Source organism: Arthrobacter sp. YAF34 (assembly GCF_052113245.1).
In the GTDB taxonomy this organism is placed as follows: domain Bacteria; phylum Actinomycetota; class Actinomycetes; order Actinomycetales; family Micrococcaceae; genus Arthrobacter.
Map to the genome: position 1 here is coordinate 216,589 of NZ_JBFRCV010000001.1, position 14,334 is coordinate 230,922.

Genomic DNA, 14,334 nt, shown 5'->3' on the forward strand with positions numbered 1-14,334 from the left:
CTCACCACTTTTCCGGGTGAATCAGGACCGCCAGCAGGTAACCGAAGAGGCACAGCCCGGCGATCAGCAAGACGAGCCACATGATCGCGTCGGCGCTCATCGTCCGTCCTCCGGCCGGTCATCGGCGCCGCCGACCATCCCTGCCAGGACGTGGCCGATCCACATGACGAACCCCGTGGAGACCATGAGAATTCCGATAACAGCCAGGTCGGCCATTGCAGGTTCCTTTCATCCGCGCCCCGTTTGCGGGGCTACTGAAAGTCAACTCCGCTCCGGAGAGAGAAGTGCGGTTCCTGATGGTTTCTTAACGCCCTGAGGGTGGATCTTGACGCGGTCTTAACGGGGACCCGGAAGTCCGGACTGTCCCGCCTCCCGGTTCGGCATCATCCGCCGCGGCAGGGACGGACTTTGAGGTTCGAGGAGCGCTCAGCCGACGTGGACCCAGGGCCGTTTGGTCACATCGGGTTCGGCTTCGCGCAGCACTTCTCGGGTGACCGGGGCGATTTCGCCCTCGCCGAACGCGAGGAAGCGCAGCAGGTTGGTGACGGGGTTGCCCTCGGTCCAGCGGAAGTAAATGTGCGGCATCAGCCCGGTCACGTCGCGGATGTGCAGCAGCACGGAGGCGATGGTGTTTGGCACCACGGGTCCGTGGACTTCCAGGATGTGGTAGCCGTGCCGGTTCACGCCGCGGACCTCCAGTTCGGTCTCGAAGTCCGAGGAGTCGTCCACCACCACTTCCAGGAACAAAGCCTGGTAGTCCACCGGAAGGTGGCTGACTTCGATCGCCGACGTCAGTTTGTCACGGTACGCCTCCGGGGTCAGCCGCTGCGGTTCGTGGGCAATGATCGCGAGCGGCCCGTCCAGGTTGGAGGACATGAATTCCAGGGCCTGCCGGTCCATGTGGACGTGGGTGGCGTGGAGTTCAAAGGACCGCCGGATCCGGGACAGCAGGGAAATCAGAATGATGCCCGCGATAAAGAACGCTGCGATCCGGATGCCTTCGGGGCGTTCAATGATGTTGGCCACCGTGGTGTAGATGAATACGACGGCGATGGCACCGAACCCGAGGGTGCGGTTGCGCTGTTTCCCGCGCCGGGCGGAGAGGGCCACCGCTACAGCCGCGGAGGTCATCAGCACCAGGACGCCGGTGGCGTACGCACCGCCCTGGGCGTCGACGTCGGCGTTGAAGAGCCAGGTGATCAGGAAACCGACCGCCGTGAACACGAGCACCAGCGGGCGCACGGCCCGCGCCCAGCCGGGGGCCATGCCATAGCGGGGCAGGTACCGGGGCACGAGGTTCAGGAGCCCGGCCATCGCGGAGGCGCCGGCAAACCACAGGATGGCGATGGTGCTGAGGTCATAGACGGTGCCGAACCCCGAGCCCAGGTATTCGTGGGCGAGGTACGCCAGGGCACGCCCGTTGGCCTGGCCGCCCGGCTGGAATTCCTGTGCCGGGATCAGGATCACCGTGGTGAAGCTGGTGGTGATGAGGAAGGCGCTCATGATGACGGCGGCGGTGGTCAGCAACCGGCGGGCACCCTCGATCCGGCCCGCTGGTTTTTCTTCGGTGTCGCCCGGGCGTCCCTGGATCTGCGGCATGACAGCCACCCCGGTCTCGAAGCCGGAGAGGCCCAGGGCCAGCTTGGGGAAGACCAGCAGCGCGATCCCTACCACCATGAACGGGCTCCCGTGCTGTGTGGTCAGGGCCACCCACCAGTTGGACACGTCAACGGGCTGGGCGAACACTTCGAAGATGGTCGTGATCACCACCACGACATTCAGGCCCAGGTAGATGCCGACCAGGACGACAGCGACGCCAATGGCTTCTTTGAACCCGCGCAGGAAGACGGCGCCCAGCAGGGCCAGCAGGAAGAGTGTCACCGGCACGTTTTGGCCCTGCATCCAGCCTGGCACGAGGGGGTTTTGGATCGCGTGCGCGGTTGCGTCGGCCGCGGAGAGCGTCATGGTGATCATGAAGTCCGTCGCCGCAAACCCCAGCAGGACCAGCACGAAGAGTTTCCCGCCCCATTTCGGCATCAGCCGCTCCAGCATGGCGATCGAGCCCTCGCCGCGGTGGCTTTCACCGGCAACCCGGCGGTAGACCGGCAGGGCGCCGAGCAGGGTCACCGCCACCAGGACCATGGTCGCCAGCGGCGAGATCACGCCCGCGGCGAGCGCGGCGATGGCGGGCTGGTACCCCAGGGTTGAGAAGTAATCCACGCCGGTCAGGCACATGACCTGCCACCATGCATGCTTCTTCAGGTGCGAGTCGCTCACCGCACCGGGTCCCTGATGGACCCCCTTGGCGTCCTGCAAGCCGAAGAGCAGCCATCGTCTGAAGTTGTCCCCGGCTCCCGGCCTTACCGCTGAGGGATCCGAAGGCGGCCTGCTCATCGTGGTCATCTGTGCCTCTCCGCGCGATGCCCGCCACCGTGTTCAGTGCCGACGATAACACCGGCGCCGGGCGCCGCTCCCGGACCGTGGTGAATCTTGACGGATCCTTAACACCGCCCGCGTTGGCACCGTTCGCCGAATTTTGGCTCAAACGGGCGTGCAAACGGCGGATCCGGCCGTTGCGGCGGAAGGGGGGAGCGCTCTCAGTCGGCTGCGGCGGGGGCGGGGACTTCGATGTAGAGGATGGATCCGGCGGTCGCCAGCAGATACCAATGGCTGCGGTGCCGCGCGGGCCGGTACAGGTGCCCGAAGGGATCTGTCACATGGACGTGCTCCAGCGGTGTCCGGCGGCCAAGCCGGCGGTCGATGTCCGCCATGCTGGACGGATGTGTTGCGAGGCCGCCGATGTCCAGAGACCAGGCGCCCTGGGCCGGCGCTGTCCCGCGTTCCAGGGCGAGGGTTTCGAACACGTCCGAGACCACTTCGTCCCTGCTGAGGGGGTAGAACCGGCGAAGCCGGTGCCCCTCCGGGTGAGCGTTTTGTGCATCCAGCCACGCGTGCCGGAGCCAATGGAATTCCACCGGGCCGAGCGGGGGGCCAAGGATCAGGCGCCGGTTCGAATCCAAGGCCAGACGGTAGGCAGTGCCGCTGCGGTCGATGATGCACGCGGCTTCCGCGACGTACTCAAACGCCGCCAGCAGGCTCTGTTCGGACCGGTGGTACGAAAAATCTCCGCCGTCGTCGACGGCGACGAAATCCCGGGCAGCACCTGCTTTGGCGGCAACAACGGACGTGTCCTGGGTCCGCCGGGGCGTGGTGGTCATTCTGTTTGGCTCCTGCCGAGGAGCGGACCACGGCCACGGTGGCTGCGGTGTCCTCTTGCATCAGGACAGCACGGGCGGCGCCCCACGGGAACGGTCCTTAACGCTTTCCATATGCCGGAACGCCACAAATTAGCGCTTTCTTAACGTCCCGCGTGCCAGGAACCGACGTGCACGAGTCCCGTACTTCAACGTCCAGCTTCAGGCGCCCGTTAGCGTGGATGGCCGAGGGTGAGCTGCTGTGCGTGGAAGGCGAAGTGAAGCGTGGGGTAGGCATAAACGTCGTTGAGTGTCATTGTCGGGGTGAAGAACGGATCCCATCTGTCCGGGAACGGCATCGAGGGTCCATGGTTCGTTGCACATGGCCTCATTATGGGTCGTGACCGGGCAAGGCCGGTGCGCTGTGACGGCAATAGGGGAAAACAGTATCCGCCGGCTCGATACCCAGAGAGCCGCGCGTTGTGCGCATCGGCGGCCGTCGAGTTCGACGTCCCCTCCTCCACTCTTTTGTGTATCGACGATTGTCGATATACTGAGAATAGAGTTGCAATCACGCTGACGACGTCCGTGGCAGGACGACCGCCTGAATGAGTGGGACTCCGTGTTTCGGTATCGAATCGAACCACCACGAAAGCCAAGGAGAACAACATGCCTGCAATCCGAATCTACGAATCCGCCCTCTGCTGTGACACCGGGGTCTGCGGCCCCGACGTGGCCCAGTCCCTGGTCGATGTGACCGCGGATGTGCGACACCTCCAGCGCCTCGGTGCAGACATTGCCCGCCACAACCTCGCCAGCGAACCTTCAGCTTTCGCGGAGGACGAAACGGTCCGTGGATTCATGCACCTGGTCGGATCCAAGGGCCTTCCGCTCACTATCGTCGACGGCGTCACGGTCGCCACCGGCACCTACCCCAGCAGGGAGCAGTTGCTGACTTTCGCCGGACTGGGCGAAGCCGCCGTTGAGCCGCAGTCCCGCCCGGAACTTGGCCTGAGTGAAAAGTCCGGCGGCTGCTGTGGCGGCTCGACGAGCTGCTGCTAGGTCCCGGCGTGAAGTTTCTTGAGAACGCGCCCCGGTTCCTGTTCTTCACCGGCAAGGGCGGTGTGGGCAAGACCTCCGTGGCGTGCGCGACGGCGCTCACCCTCGCCAAGTCCGGCAAGCAGGTCTTGCTGGTCAGCACCGACCCTGCATCCAATGTCGGGCAGGTCTTCGGTGTGACCATCGGGAACACCGTCACGCCCATCCAGGATGCGCCCGGCCTTTCAGCGTTGGAGATTGACCCGGAGCAGGCTGCCGAGGCTTACCGGGAGCGGATCATCGCGCCCGTCCGGGGCCTTCTGCCCGAGTCAGAACTGGTTGGCATCGCTGAGAGTCTCTCGGGCTCATGCACCACGGAGATCGCCTCCTTCGACGAGTTCACTAACCTACTCGCCGACGATAGCTCCTACGGGGAGTATGACCACATCGTCTTCGATACCGCCCCGACGGGCCACACCATCCGCCTTCTTCAGCTGCCGGGCTCGTGGACCGATTTCCTGGCGGCCGGCAAGGGAGACCCCTCTTGCCTGGGCCCGTTGTCCGGACTGGAGAAGCACAAGCAGGTGTACGCCAAGGCGGTCCAGGCACTCACGGACCCGGCGAGGACCCGGCTTGTTCTGGTGAGCCGTGCGCAGACTTCGTCGCTGAGCGAAATTGAGCGGACGTATCTGGAACTCAACCAGATCGGGATCGGCGGCGGTTATGTTGTCGTCAACGGCATCCTGCCGCCCGCCGCCGGCGATGAGGATCTGGCGCAGGCGTTGCGGGCCCGGGAGGCTGCCGCCGTCGCGGCCATTCCCGAGGCGGTCGCCGGACTTCCGCGCGACATATTGGATCTGAAGCCGGGCAATATGGTCGGCATTCCGGCACTCAAGTCCCTGTTCGCGGCCACTTCCGGCGCCGAGATCCCTGATGAGGCCGCGCTGGCCGCCGAGGTGGAGGACGCCACCCTGGCTGCCCTGGTGAACGAAGTGGAGCTCGACGGCCACGGCCTCGTGATGTGCATGGGCAAGGGCGGGGTCGGGAAGACCACCGTCGCTGCCGCCATTGCGGTCGCCCTGGCCAAACGCGGACATGCGGTGCACCTCACCACGACCGATCCCGCAGCGCACCTCACCGAAACACTCCATGGTTCCATCCCGGGCCTGACGGTCTCCCGCATCGATCCTGAAGCGGCCATCGAGGAATATCGAAGCCATGTGATGGAGACCAAGGGCCGGAACCTGGACGATGACGGGCGCGCGGCCCTCGCCGAGGACCTGTTGTCGCCCTGCACCGACGAGGTGGCCGTGTTCCGGCAGTTCTCCAAGGTGGTCCAGGAATCCCGCCGGCACTTTGTCGTGATCGACACGGCACCGACCGGGCACACGCTGCTGCTCCTGGACGCCACCGGCTCGTACCACCGTGAGATCGCCCGCCAGGTCGGCGACACCATGGGATTCGTGACGCCGCTGATGCGGCTTCAGGACCCGGCCCAGACCAAGGTCGTTCTCGTCACGCTGGCCGAAACGACGCCCGTGCTCGAAGCAGAAGAACTGCAAGGTGACCTGAAAAGGGCCGGAATCCACCCGTGGGCCTGGGTCATCAACAACTCGATCGCCGCCGCGCACCCGCAGACGCCGTTCCTGCGGGCCCGCGCCGCGAGCGAAGTCGAACAGATCGCGAAGGTGCACACCCTGACGGACCGGGTCGCCCTCATTCCGCTCCTGCCCGAAGAACCCACCGGTGAAGAGAAGTTGTCGGCCCTGACCGCACTCAGCACCCAGCCCGCCTGACCCGCCTCAACGGCCCCGCTGCACCGTGTGCGGCGGGGCCGTTGCCTTCCCGGCTAGCCGCCCAGGCGCTGGGCCAGCAGAGCTTCGATGTCCCGGGCGGTAGCGTCCAGTCGGGCGATCGTGTCCCGTTGGATCGACCGCAGGTACTCAGCATCCGACTCGCCGTCCTGCACCCACTCATCGTCGCCCGGAGAGTCCATCGCCTGGCGCGTGTTGGCGGTTGCCGTCCTGATGTTCTCCAACATGGCACGCAACCGGGCCTCGGTAGTGGGAGTCTCGGCATTCATGATGTCCTCCTGGGTTACGGTCGCGTCGTTAGCTCCCAGAGACTACCTTCGTCGCCGCCGTGTTGGCAGCACAAGAACTAAAGGACCCGCGTGCGCCGTTCGATCAGCACGGTGTCCATCCATTGGCCGGCAGCAGGGCCGTGCGCCATCCGGGCAATCTTTTCCCGCCGTCCCACCACCCTGAAGCCGTGGGCAAGGTGGAGCCGCATGCTCGGCTCGTTCTCCGGGAAAACGCTCGCCTGAATGGTCCAGATGCCGTCCTCTTCCGTCGAGTTGACCAACGCCTGGAGTAGGTGTGTTCCTATCCGCCGGCCGCGGGCTGCCTCGGAAACGTAGATGGAGTGTTCGACGACACCGGAGTACACGGGTCGGCCGGAAACGGCGGAAACAGCCGCCCAGCCAAGAATCCCGCCGGCGGGCACCTCGGCCACTAGGCGGTGGGAAGCAAGCCGCGAAGCGTCGAAACGGCGCCAGTCCGGTGCCTCGGCTTCGAACGTGGCCTGACCTGTCACGATTCCCTCACGGTAGATCCGCTGGACCTCGGGCCAGTCGGATTCCCGCAACGGCCGGATAATGACGTCGGGCGCCGAACTCTGACTCACAGAGACGCCAGAAGGCCGGCCGTCTGCTCCAGGGCGCCCGGAACGAGGGAGTAGTAGGCCCACGTGCCGCGCTTCTCACGATGCAGCAGGCCGGCGTCAACCAGGATCTTCAAGTGATGGGACACGGTCGGCTGGCCCAGGCCCAGCGGCTCGGTGAGATCGCAGACGCAGGATTCACCGGACGCCTCGGCCTTGACGATGGAGAGCAGCCGCAGCCGGTTCGGATCAGCGAGGGCCTTAAAAACCAAGGCCTTCTGTTTCGCCTCTTCAGCGCCCAGGGCAGGCGTTCCCGCCGGGGCGCAGCAGGATTCATCCGTGACCGGTTCGAGGATAGAGAGCGAGTTCATATACCCATTATGCCCCGATATTGACAATCATCAATATAAAGCCGTCATGGTCCTGGTTGGCTGGACGCGCAGACGGTCAACCTCCAACTACAGGCTGATGCTACGAATTGGCCGGCACGGAACTGTGCGCCAGAACGACGTCGTCCGCGGCGCGGGCCGCGGACGGGAACAAGACGAGGAGGAGGCCAACGCCTACCGTCGCGCCGATCAGCTGCGCTGCCACGAAGCCGGGAACGGAGGCCGGGGCTATGCCCGCGAACGTGTCACTGAAGATGCGGCCCACCGTCACTGCCGGGTTCGCGAACGACGTCGAGGACGTGAACCAGTACGCGGCGCCGATGTAAGCGCCCACCGCCGGCGCTGCCAGGACGCCCCGGCTGGTGGCGGCCAGGGCGAAGATCAGCAGCACGAGACCTGCGGTGGCGACGACCTCGCCGAGGAGATGCCCGGTGGTTGCCCGGTCCTTGACCGAAATGGAGGTGCCCACGTCAAACATGGCGTTCGCCGCAACACTGCCGCTGATCGCGCCCGCTGTCTGCGCAACCACGTACGTGCCAAGTTCCGGCAGCGCCAGTCCGGCCCCGCTCCGCCGGCCCAGGATCCAGTCGACGATGGAAACCACGGGGTTGAAGTGCGCGCCGCTGACGGGACCGAGCACGAGGATCAGGACCGTCAGACCCAGCACCGTGGCGGTGCTGTTCTGGAGCAGCTCCAGGCCGACGTCGTTGGGGGAGAGCTGCTGGGCGGCGATCCCGGAGCCGACCACGATCATCACGAGCAGGCTGGTGCCGAGCAGCTCGGCGACGGCACGGCGCCACAGCGGCGGTTGTTGAGAAGTCATGCCAACAGCTTGACCCAAAGAATTAACTCAGTCAAAATTGAACCAATGAATACTGACCCAGTTGAAGTCTTTAGGGCGCGGGTCGCCAAGCATGCGGCTCTCGCCGATCCTGCGCGGCTGCGAATTGTGGACCTGCTGACACTGGGCGACCTTTCCCCCACGGAGCTGCAGGCCGAACTCGGAATGCCGTCAAACCTGCTGTCCCACCACTTGCGCACCCTGGAAGGAGCGGGCCTGACTGCCCGCCACCGCTCGGAGGCAGATAAGCGCCGCAGCTACATCCGGCTCACCTCAGGCGCCCTGGAGGGCCTGGTGCCCGGGGCTGAGCACGGAGCCCGCCGCGTCCTCTTCGTCTGCACCCGGAACAGTGCCCGGTCCCAGCTGGCCGTCGCACTCTGGAGCCAGGTCAGCCAAATTCCCTCGACCTCCGCGGGTACGCACCCCGCGGACCGCATCGCCCCAGGCGCCGTTGAGGTCGCCCGCCGCCACGGCGTCGCTCTCGCGGAGCTTCCCCCGCGCCGGCTGGATGAAGTGGCGGACGATAAAGACTTCGTCGTGACCGTGTGCGATAGCGCCCACGAGGAAATCCCCAACCTGGACGGGATCCACTGGTCCGTTCCGGATCCGCTCAGGCTGAACACCGAGGACGCCTTCGAGCGCGCCTTCGCTGATATCGGCCGCCGCATCAGCGGCCTCGCACCCCGCCTGCACGCCGCCTAAACCCAAAACCCAACCATATTGACAAGTATCGATCTATTGTTCGATACTTCGTGCATCGACAAACATCAATGTTCAGTCAGCAAGGCGGGTGCGGGTCAACGACCTCATCAAAACCGATCCACACCTAACTGATCCCAGGAGAAACACCGTGAGCACCGAAACCGCCAAGAAGCCCTCCGTTCTGTTCGTCTGCGTCCACAACGCCGGCCGCTCCCAGATGGCCGCTGCCTTCCTCACCACCCTGGCCAACGGCGAGATTGAGGTCCGTTCCGCCGGTTCCGCCCCGGCGGACAAGGTCAACCCGGCCGCCGTCGAGGCCATGGCCGAACTTGGCATCGACATGTCCGCCGAGATCCCCAAGGTCCTCACCACCGAGGCCGTGAAGGACTCCGACGTCGTCATCACCATGGGCTGCGGCGACACCTGCCCGATCTTCCCGGGCAAGCGCTACGAGGACTGGGAACTCGAAGACCCGGCCGGCCAGGGCGTCGCCGCCGTCCGCCCGATCCGCGACGACATCAAGGCCCGCATCGAAGCCCTGATTTCTGAACTCCTTCCCGTCGGAAAGTAGAAGTCAACCATGCCTAAGCAGCTCGTCATTATCGGGTCCGGCCCCGCCGGCTACACCGCGGCGATCTATGCCGCCCGTGCCGGCCTCAAGCCTCTCGTTATCGCCGGGGCGGTCACCGCGGGCGGTGCCCTGATGAACACCACCGAGGTGGAGAACTTCCCCGGCTTCCCCGCCGGCGTCCAGGGGCCGGAGTTGATGGACGGCCTCCAGCAGCAGGCAGAACGCTTCGGCGCGCAAATCATCTTCGACGATGTCACAGAGGTCGACCTTGCCGGTCGCACCAAGCGCGTGACCACGGCAGGCAGGGAGACCTTCGAGGCTAAAGCGGTCATCCTCGCCACCGGGTCCGCGTACAAGGAACTCGGACTGCCCGAGGAGAAGAAACTCAGCGGCCACGGGCTCTCCTGGTGCGCCACCTGCGACGGGTTCTTCTTCCGCGAGCAGGACATCATCGTGGTCGGCGGCGGAGACTCGGCGATGGAGGAAGCGACCTTCCTGACCCGCTTCGCCAGGTCCGTGACGGTGGTGGTCCGCAAGGGTGAACTGCGGGCTTCCCGCATCATGGCGCAGCGCGCCAAGGACAACCCCAAGATCCGCTTCGCGTGGAACTCCGCTATCACCAAGATCCACGGCGATGCCAAGGTCACCGGCGTGACCCTGACGGACACCCGCACCGGTGAAACCCGGGAACAGCCGGCCACCGGGGTCTTCGTCGCGATCGGCCATGTCCCGCGCACCGAACTGCTCACCGGCCAGGTGGACCTCGACGCCGAGGGCTACATCAAGGTCGACTCGCCCACCACCGTCACCAACCTTTCCGGCGTGTTTGCCTGCGGTGACGCGGTGGACCACCGCTACCGCCAGGCCATCACCGCCGCCGGGACCGGCTGCGCCGCCGCACTGGACGCCGAACGCTACCTCGCCGCGCTCGACGACGCCGGCAGCATCGCCACGGCACTGGTGGAAGAACCCACGCACTCCTGACCCCGAACGGAGAGGGGGTGAGCTGAATGAAGACAGGATGCTGCAGTGACTCCGGTTGCTGCGACGACTGCCCTGATGACATGCAGGGCTGCTGCTAACACCCTCCCGCCTGCCGGCCCCACCGGGGCCGGTAGGCACCTCCCAACAGAACCACCACACCTACGGATGAAACAGAGGACACCATGGATTCAGCGAAGAACCTCCCCGTTGCCGTGATCGGCGCCGGGCCCGTCGGCCTGGCCTCGGCGGCCCACCTGATCGAACGCGGACTCGAACCGCTGATCCTCGAGGCCGGCCCGACGGCGGGCGCCGCCATCGAGCAGTGGCGCCACATCCGTCTGTTTTCCCCGTGGCAGTACAACACCGACGCCGCCGCGGTCCGCCTGCTCGCCGCGACCGGCTGGGAAGCCCCTGAGCCGACGGCGCTGCCCACGGGCGGGGACCTCATCGACCAGTACCTCAGCCCGCTCGCCGCGGTGCCGGCGATCGCGTCCCGCCTGCACACCGGCGCCCGAGTCGTCGCGGTTACCCGGCAGGGCATGGACAAGACCCACAGCCGGAACCGTGACATCACGCCCTTCGTGGTTCGTGTCGAACACGCCGACGGAGAAATCCGCGACTACCAGGCCGCAGCTGTCATCGACGCGTCCGGCACCTGGTCCACCCGCAACCCGCTCGGCACCTCGGGCCTGCCCGCCGTGGGCGAAGCCGCCGCCGCCGACAGGATTTCCGCACCGCTGCCGGACGTGCTGGGTCGCGACCGCGAAGCGTTCGCCGCGCGCACCGCCGTCGTGGTCGGCGCGGGCCACTCGGCAGCCAACACTCTGCTGAATCTCTCCGAGCTCGCACCCCAGGCGCCGGGGACCAAGATCGTCTGGGCGATCCGCGGCGCGTCGGCGGCCAAGGTCTACGGCGGCGGCGACGCCGATCGGCTGGCCGCCCGCGGCCAGCTCGGCAGCAGGCTGCGCAGCCTCGTCGAGTCCGGTGCCGTGGAACTGCACACCGGCTTCGGGATCGCCTCTCTCGCAGCGTCCGACGGCGCCGTCACCCTGACCTCCACGGACGGCCGCACCCTCGACGCCGACGTCGTCGTTCCGGCCACCGGGTTCCGCCCCGACCTGGACATCCTCCGGGAACTTCGGCTGGAACTGGACCCGGGCGTGGAAGCCCCGCGTGAGCTCGGCCCGCTGATCGACCCCGAATTCCACTCCTGCGGCACCGTGGCACCGCACGGCGCCAAAATGTTGGCCCACCCTGAACAGGACTTCTACATCGTCGGCATGAAGTCCTACGGCCGGGCCCCGACCTTCCTGCTCGCCACCGGCTACGAACAGGTCCGCTCCGTTGCCGCGGCGCTGGCCGGGGACCGGGAAGCGGCCGACGCCGTCCGGCTCGAACTCCCCGAGACCGGTGTCTGCTCCTCGGACATCGGCACCAGCTGCGACGTCCCCGCGGCCGTGCCCGCAGGTTTTGTGGCCGAAAGCTCCGGCGGATGCTGCGGAGCCCCTGAACCGGTCCTCGTGGGCTTTCCCACCGGACTGGCCCACGGTCGCTCCGGCGAGAACTGACCTCGATCACCTGCCTTCGTCACCCAACCACATTGGAGTGCTGACATGACTGACCACCCTGAACACGGACTGAGCCTGCAGGACAACACCGAACTCCTGCACCGGATCAGCGCGCGCCTGGCAGACCGGTTCGCCGGCGTCTTTGCCGCAGAAACGGTCGAACGCTACGTCTTCGAGTCGTACACCGCACTGGCCCGGACCGCGAAGATCAAAACGCATCTGCCCTCCACCACTGAGCACTTCGCCAACGACCGGCTCAACGCCCTGGCCAAATCCAAGGGCGCCGTCACCAGCGACGTCCCGGAGGTGCTGTTTGTCTGCGTGCAGAACGCCGGCCGCTCCCAGATGGCCGCAGCACTCCTGAATGTCGAGGCCAAGGGCAGGATCCGCGTCCGGTCCGCGGGCTCCCTGCCGGCGGCCGAGCTGGACCCGGCCGTCGTCGCGGCGATGTCCGAAATGGGCCTGGACGTGACCAGGGACTATCCCAAACCCCTCACCGACGATGTCGTGCGTGCCTCGGACGTGGTGATCACGATGGGGTGCGGGGACTCCTGCCCGATCTACCCTGGCAAACGCTACGAGGACTGGGAACTGGCAGATCCGGCCGGCCTTCCCGTGGCGGCCGTGCGGATCATCCGGGACGAGATCCACGATCGGGTCAAGGCACTCGCCGCATCCCTGCTCCACGACCCCAGCTCAGACAAGGAAGTATCCAACGCATGACCGAGACCACGAAAACACCCGGCGTCCTGTTCGTCTGCAGCAAGAACGGCGGAAAATCCCAGCTCGCCGCAGGGCTGATGAACCAGCTCGCCGGCGGGGCCGTCACCGTCCACTCCGCCGGAACCAAACCCGGGAAGTCACTGAACCCCCAGGCCGTGGATTCCTTGGCCGAACTTGGTATCGCCATCACCGGCGAACACCCCAAACCCGTCACCGACGAAGTGCTGGAAGCGGTCGACGTCGTGATCGTCCTGGGCAACGAGGCAAAAGTCGAAGCCCCCGAGGGCAAGCGGCTCGAGGTCTGGGATACGGACGAGCCCTCCGAGCGCGGCATCGAGGGCATGGAACGCATGCGCCTGGTTCGGGACGACATCAAGGCCCGGGTCCAGAAGCTGCATGCGGAGCTCACCGGGAACTAGACCGTGCCTGCCCAGGCGCTATCCCGGACACTGGTCGCGGAGGGTTCACCGCGCGGCGGCCTCGCCGCGCTGTGCATCACCCAGACCACCGGGTGGGGCGTGCTCTACTACGCATTGATCGCGGCGGTCCGCCCCATCAGCGAGGACACCGGCTGGGACCCGGCCCTCGTGACCGGAGCGTTTTCGGCCGGCCTGATGGTCTCCGCGGCGGCCGGCATCTTCGTCGGCAGGATTCTCGACCGGACCGGGCCTCGTAGGCTGATGATCGGCGGTTCCCTCGTCGGAATACTGGCCCTGGCCATGGTGGCGACGGCAGCAACCCTGCCGGTGTTTTTCGCGGCCTGGCTGCTCGCCGGCACAGCGCAGGCCGCCGTGCTTTATCAGCCGGCCTTCACGGTGATCAGCCGCTGGTACGGACCCGCCCGCATCCGGCCGCTGACGGTTTTGACCCTCGTCGCAGGGTTCGCTTCCACCATCTTCGCGCCCCTTACCGCAACCCTGACATCCGCGTTCGGCTGGCGAGGCGCCTTCCTCATCCTCGCCGGGATCATGGGACTCATCACCGTCCCGTTGCACGCCCGATACCTGAACCGGACCTGGGCCCAGACTGCCCCCGGCGCTGCCGCGACAGACCACCGGGAGACGGTGCGGGCCGTCCGGCGAAGCCCGGAATTCCTTGGCCTGCAGGCGCTCATGGTCCTGCTCTGCCTCGGGCTGTACACCGTGACGCTGAACATCATTCCTGTGCTGATGGAAAAAGGTTCCGACTACACCACGGCCGCGGTCGGGCTCGGCCTCATCGGAGCCGGACAGGTCGGCGGCCGCCTGCTGTTCGGCGCCATCCCGCCCGGCGCCCGGCTGTCGGTCATTGCCGGAACGGCAGCCGTTGCCGTCCTGTTACTGGCGGCGCTGCCCGGCCCGGTCCCGCTGCTTATCGCGGCAGGAATGCTCGCTGGGGCGGTCCGTGGGTGCCAGACGCTGTTGCAGGCCACGATCGTAGGCGACCGGTGGGGAAGCCGGAACCTGGGCACTCTGCAAGGCATCTTCGCGGCCCCGCTGACAGCTGTTACCGCCCTCGCCCCCGCAGCCGGCCCGGCAATCGCAGCCTGGCTCGGCAGTTACACCGCCATGGCCTACGCCGCGGGGGCCGCCACCGGGACAGCCGCACTCATCGCCGTCGCCGGGAGGCTCTCCGGAGGCCCCCATTCCGGGTGAAGCTGCATCGGAATCTGGCAGCCGTGCTC

At 66.5% G+C, this 14,334-nt stretch carries 16 protein-coding genes; 9 read left to right on the forward strand and 7 right to left on the reverse strand.

Annotation, left to right across the window (positions count from 1 at the left end; all coding sequences use genetic code 11):
• Position 1: 1 nt before the first annotated feature.
• From AB4Y72_RS01030 to AB4Y72_RS01040, 3 genes are all read right to left on the reverse strand, one after another.
• Positions 2-100 (reverse strand): potassium-transporting ATPase subunit F, encoded by a 99-nt coding sequence (locus AB4Y72_RS01030; protein ID WP_084475820.1) that lies wholly within the window; start codon positions 98-100, stop codon positions 2-4.
• 326 nt (positions 101-426) lie between these two features.
• Positions 427-2,403 (reverse strand): amino acid transporter, encoded by a 1,977-nt coding sequence (locus tag AB4Y72_RS01035; RefSeq protein WP_441424317.1) that lies wholly within the window; start codon positions 2,401-2,403, stop codon positions 427-429.
• 194 nt (positions 2,404-2,597) lie between these two features.
• The gene (locus tag AB4Y72_RS01040) at positions 2,598-3,218 is read right to left on the reverse strand and encodes a hypothetical protein (RefSeq protein ID WP_441424318.1); all 621 of its coding nucleotides are present in this window, start codon (positions 3,216-3,218) and stop codon (positions 2,598-2,600) included.
• A gap of 645 nt (positions 3,219-3,863) precedes the next feature.
• Between AB4Y72_RS01040 and arsD the strand changes: the two genes are divergently transcribed.
• Together arsD and arsA are read left to right on the forward strand one after the other, a co-directional pair.
• Complete coding sequence (gene arsD, locus AB4Y72_RS01045; protein WP_441424319.1) at positions 3,864-4,256, forward strand: arsenite efflux transporter metallochaperone ArsD; 393 nt, start codon at positions 3,864-3,866, stop codon at positions 4,254-4,256.
• Positions 4,257-4,264: 8 nt separating this feature from the next.
• Positions 4,265-6,028 (forward strand): arsenical pump-driving ATPase, encoded by a 1,764-nt coding sequence (gene arsA, locus AB4Y72_RS01050; protein WP_441424320.1) that lies wholly within the window; start codon positions 4,265-4,267, stop codon positions 6,026-6,028.
• A gap of 53 nt (positions 6,029-6,081) precedes the next feature.
• Here arsA and AB4Y72_RS01055 read toward each other — a convergent pair whose 3' ends face one another.
• The 4 genes from AB4Y72_RS01055 to AB4Y72_RS01070 all read right to left on the reverse strand — a co-directional run bounded on the left by AB4Y72_RS01055 (position 6,082) and on the right by AB4Y72_RS01070 (position 8,105).
• Complete coding sequence (locus AB4Y72_RS01055; protein WP_441424321.1) at positions 6,082-6,315, reverse strand: hypothetical protein; 234 nt, start codon at positions 6,313-6,315, stop codon at positions 6,082-6,084.
• A 77-nt stretch (positions 6,316-6,392) separates the two neighbouring features.
• Positions 6,393-6,917, reverse strand: a complete 525-nt coding sequence (locus tag AB4Y72_RS01060; RefSeq protein ID WP_441424322.1) for a GNAT family N-acetyltransferase — start codon at positions 6,915-6,917, stop codon at positions 6,393-6,395.
• A complete protein-coding gene (locus AB4Y72_RS01065) occupies positions 6,914-7,264 on the reverse strand; it encodes an ArsR/SmtB family transcription factor (protein WP_441424323.1) in 351 nt (116 codons plus the stop codon). The genes AB4Y72_RS01060 and AB4Y72_RS01065 overlap by 4 nt, the downstream gene beginning before the upstream one ends.
• Before the next feature lie 100 nt (positions 7,265-7,364).
• Positions 7,365-8,105, reverse strand: coding sequence for an aquaporin (locus AB4Y72_RS01070; RefSeq protein WP_441424324.1), 741 nt, complete (start codon positions 8,103-8,105; stop codon positions 7,365-7,367).
• Positions 8,106-8,150: 45 nt separating this feature from the next.
• Here AB4Y72_RS01070 and AB4Y72_RS01075 point away from each other — a divergent pair, with 45 nt between their 5' ends.
• The 7 genes from AB4Y72_RS01075 (at position 8,151) to AB4Y72_RS01105 (ending at position 14,305) form a co-directional block, all read left to right on the forward strand.
• Positions 8,151-8,825 (forward strand): arsenate reductase/protein-tyrosine-phosphatase family protein, encoded by a 675-nt coding sequence (locus AB4Y72_RS01075; RefSeq protein WP_441424325.1) that lies wholly within the window; start codon positions 8,151-8,153, stop codon positions 8,823-8,825.
• A 148-nt stretch (positions 8,826-8,973) separates the two neighbouring features.
• Positions 8,974-9,396, forward strand: a complete 423-nt coding sequence (locus tag AB4Y72_RS01080; RefSeq protein ID WP_441424326.1) for an arsenate reductase ArsC — start codon at positions 8,974-8,976, stop codon at positions 9,394-9,396.
• A 9-nt stretch (positions 9,397-9,405) separates the two neighbouring features.
• The gene (gene trxB / locus AB4Y72_RS01085) at positions 9,406-10,380 is read left to right on the forward strand and encodes a thioredoxin-disulfide reductase (protein WP_441424327.1); all 975 of its coding nucleotides are present in this window, start codon (positions 9,406-9,408) and stop codon (positions 10,378-10,380) included.
• A gap of 182 nt (positions 10,381-10,562) precedes the next feature.
• On the forward strand, positions 10,563-11,948 hold the full coding sequence (locus AB4Y72_RS01090) for an NAD(P)-binding domain-containing protein (RefSeq protein WP_441424328.1): 1,386 nt from the start codon (positions 10,563-10,565) through the stop codon (positions 11,946-11,948).
• A 45-nt stretch (positions 11,949-11,993) separates the two neighbouring features.
• Complete coding sequence (locus AB4Y72_RS01095; RefSeq protein WP_441424329.1) at positions 11,994-12,671, forward strand: arsenate reductase ArsC; 678 nt, start codon at positions 11,994-11,996, stop codon at positions 12,669-12,671.
• The gene (locus tag AB4Y72_RS01100) at positions 12,668-13,090 is read left to right on the forward strand and encodes an arsenate-mycothiol transferase ArsC (protein WP_441424330.1); all 423 of its coding nucleotides are present in this window, start codon (positions 12,668-12,670) and stop codon (positions 13,088-13,090) included. The genes AB4Y72_RS01095 and AB4Y72_RS01100 overlap by 4 nt, the downstream gene beginning before the upstream one ends.
• Positions 13,091-13,093: 3 nt before the next feature.
• Positions 13,094-14,305 (forward strand): MFS transporter, encoded by a 1,212-nt coding sequence (locus AB4Y72_RS01105; protein WP_441424331.1) that lies wholly within the window; start codon positions 13,094-13,096, stop codon positions 14,303-14,305.
• Positions 14,306-14,334 lie beyond the last annotated feature (29 nt).

Excerpts from the sequence above, each read along its gene's own strand:
- AB4Y72_RS01030 (WP_084475820.1), bottom strand. The coding sequence starts at position 100 with ATGAGCGCCGACGCGATCATGTGGCTCGTCTTGCTGATCGCCGGGCTG.
- AB4Y72_RS01035 (WP_441424317.1), bottom strand. The coding sequence starts at position 2,403 with ATGACCACGATGAGCAGGCCGCCTTCGGATCCCTCAGCGGTAAGGCCG.
- AB4Y72_RS01040 (WP_441424318.1), bottom strand. The coding sequence starts at position 3,218 with ATGACCACCACGCCCCGGCGGACCCAGGACACGTCCGTTGTTGCCGCC.
- arsD (WP_441424319.1), top strand. The coding sequence starts at position 3,864 with ATGCCTGCAATCCGAATCTACGAATCCGCCCTCTGCTGTGACACCGGG.
- AB4Y72_RS01055 (WP_441424321.1), bottom strand. The coding sequence starts at position 6,315 with ATGAATGCCGAGACTCCCACTACCGAGGCCCGGTTGCGTGCCATGTTG.
- AB4Y72_RS01065 (WP_441424323.1), bottom strand. The coding sequence starts at position 7,264 with ATGAACTCGCTCTCTATCCTCGAACCGGTCACGGATGAATCCTGCTGC.
- AB4Y72_RS01070 (WP_441424324.1), bottom strand. The coding sequence starts at position 8,105 with ATGACTTCTCAACAACCGCCGCTGTGGCGCCGTGCCGTCGCCGAGCTG.
- AB4Y72_RS01075 (WP_441424325.1), top strand. The coding sequence starts at position 8,151 with ATGAATACTGACCCAGTTGAAGTCTTTAGGGCGCGGGTCGCCAAGCAT.
- trxB (WP_441424327.1), top strand. The coding sequence starts at position 9,406 with ATGCCTAAGCAGCTCGTCATTATCGGGTCCGGCCCCGCCGGCTACACC.
- AB4Y72_RS01090 (WP_441424328.1), top strand. The coding sequence starts at position 10,563 with ATGGATTCAGCGAAGAACCTCCCCGTTGCCGTGATCGGCGCCGGGCCC.
- AB4Y72_RS01095 (WP_441424329.1), top strand. The coding sequence starts at position 11,994 with ATGACTGACCACCCTGAACACGGACTGAGCCTGCAGGACAACACCGAA.
- AB4Y72_RS01100 (WP_441424330.1), top strand. The coding sequence starts at position 12,668 with ATGACCGAGACCACGAAAACACCCGGCGTCCTGTTCGTCTGCAGCAAG.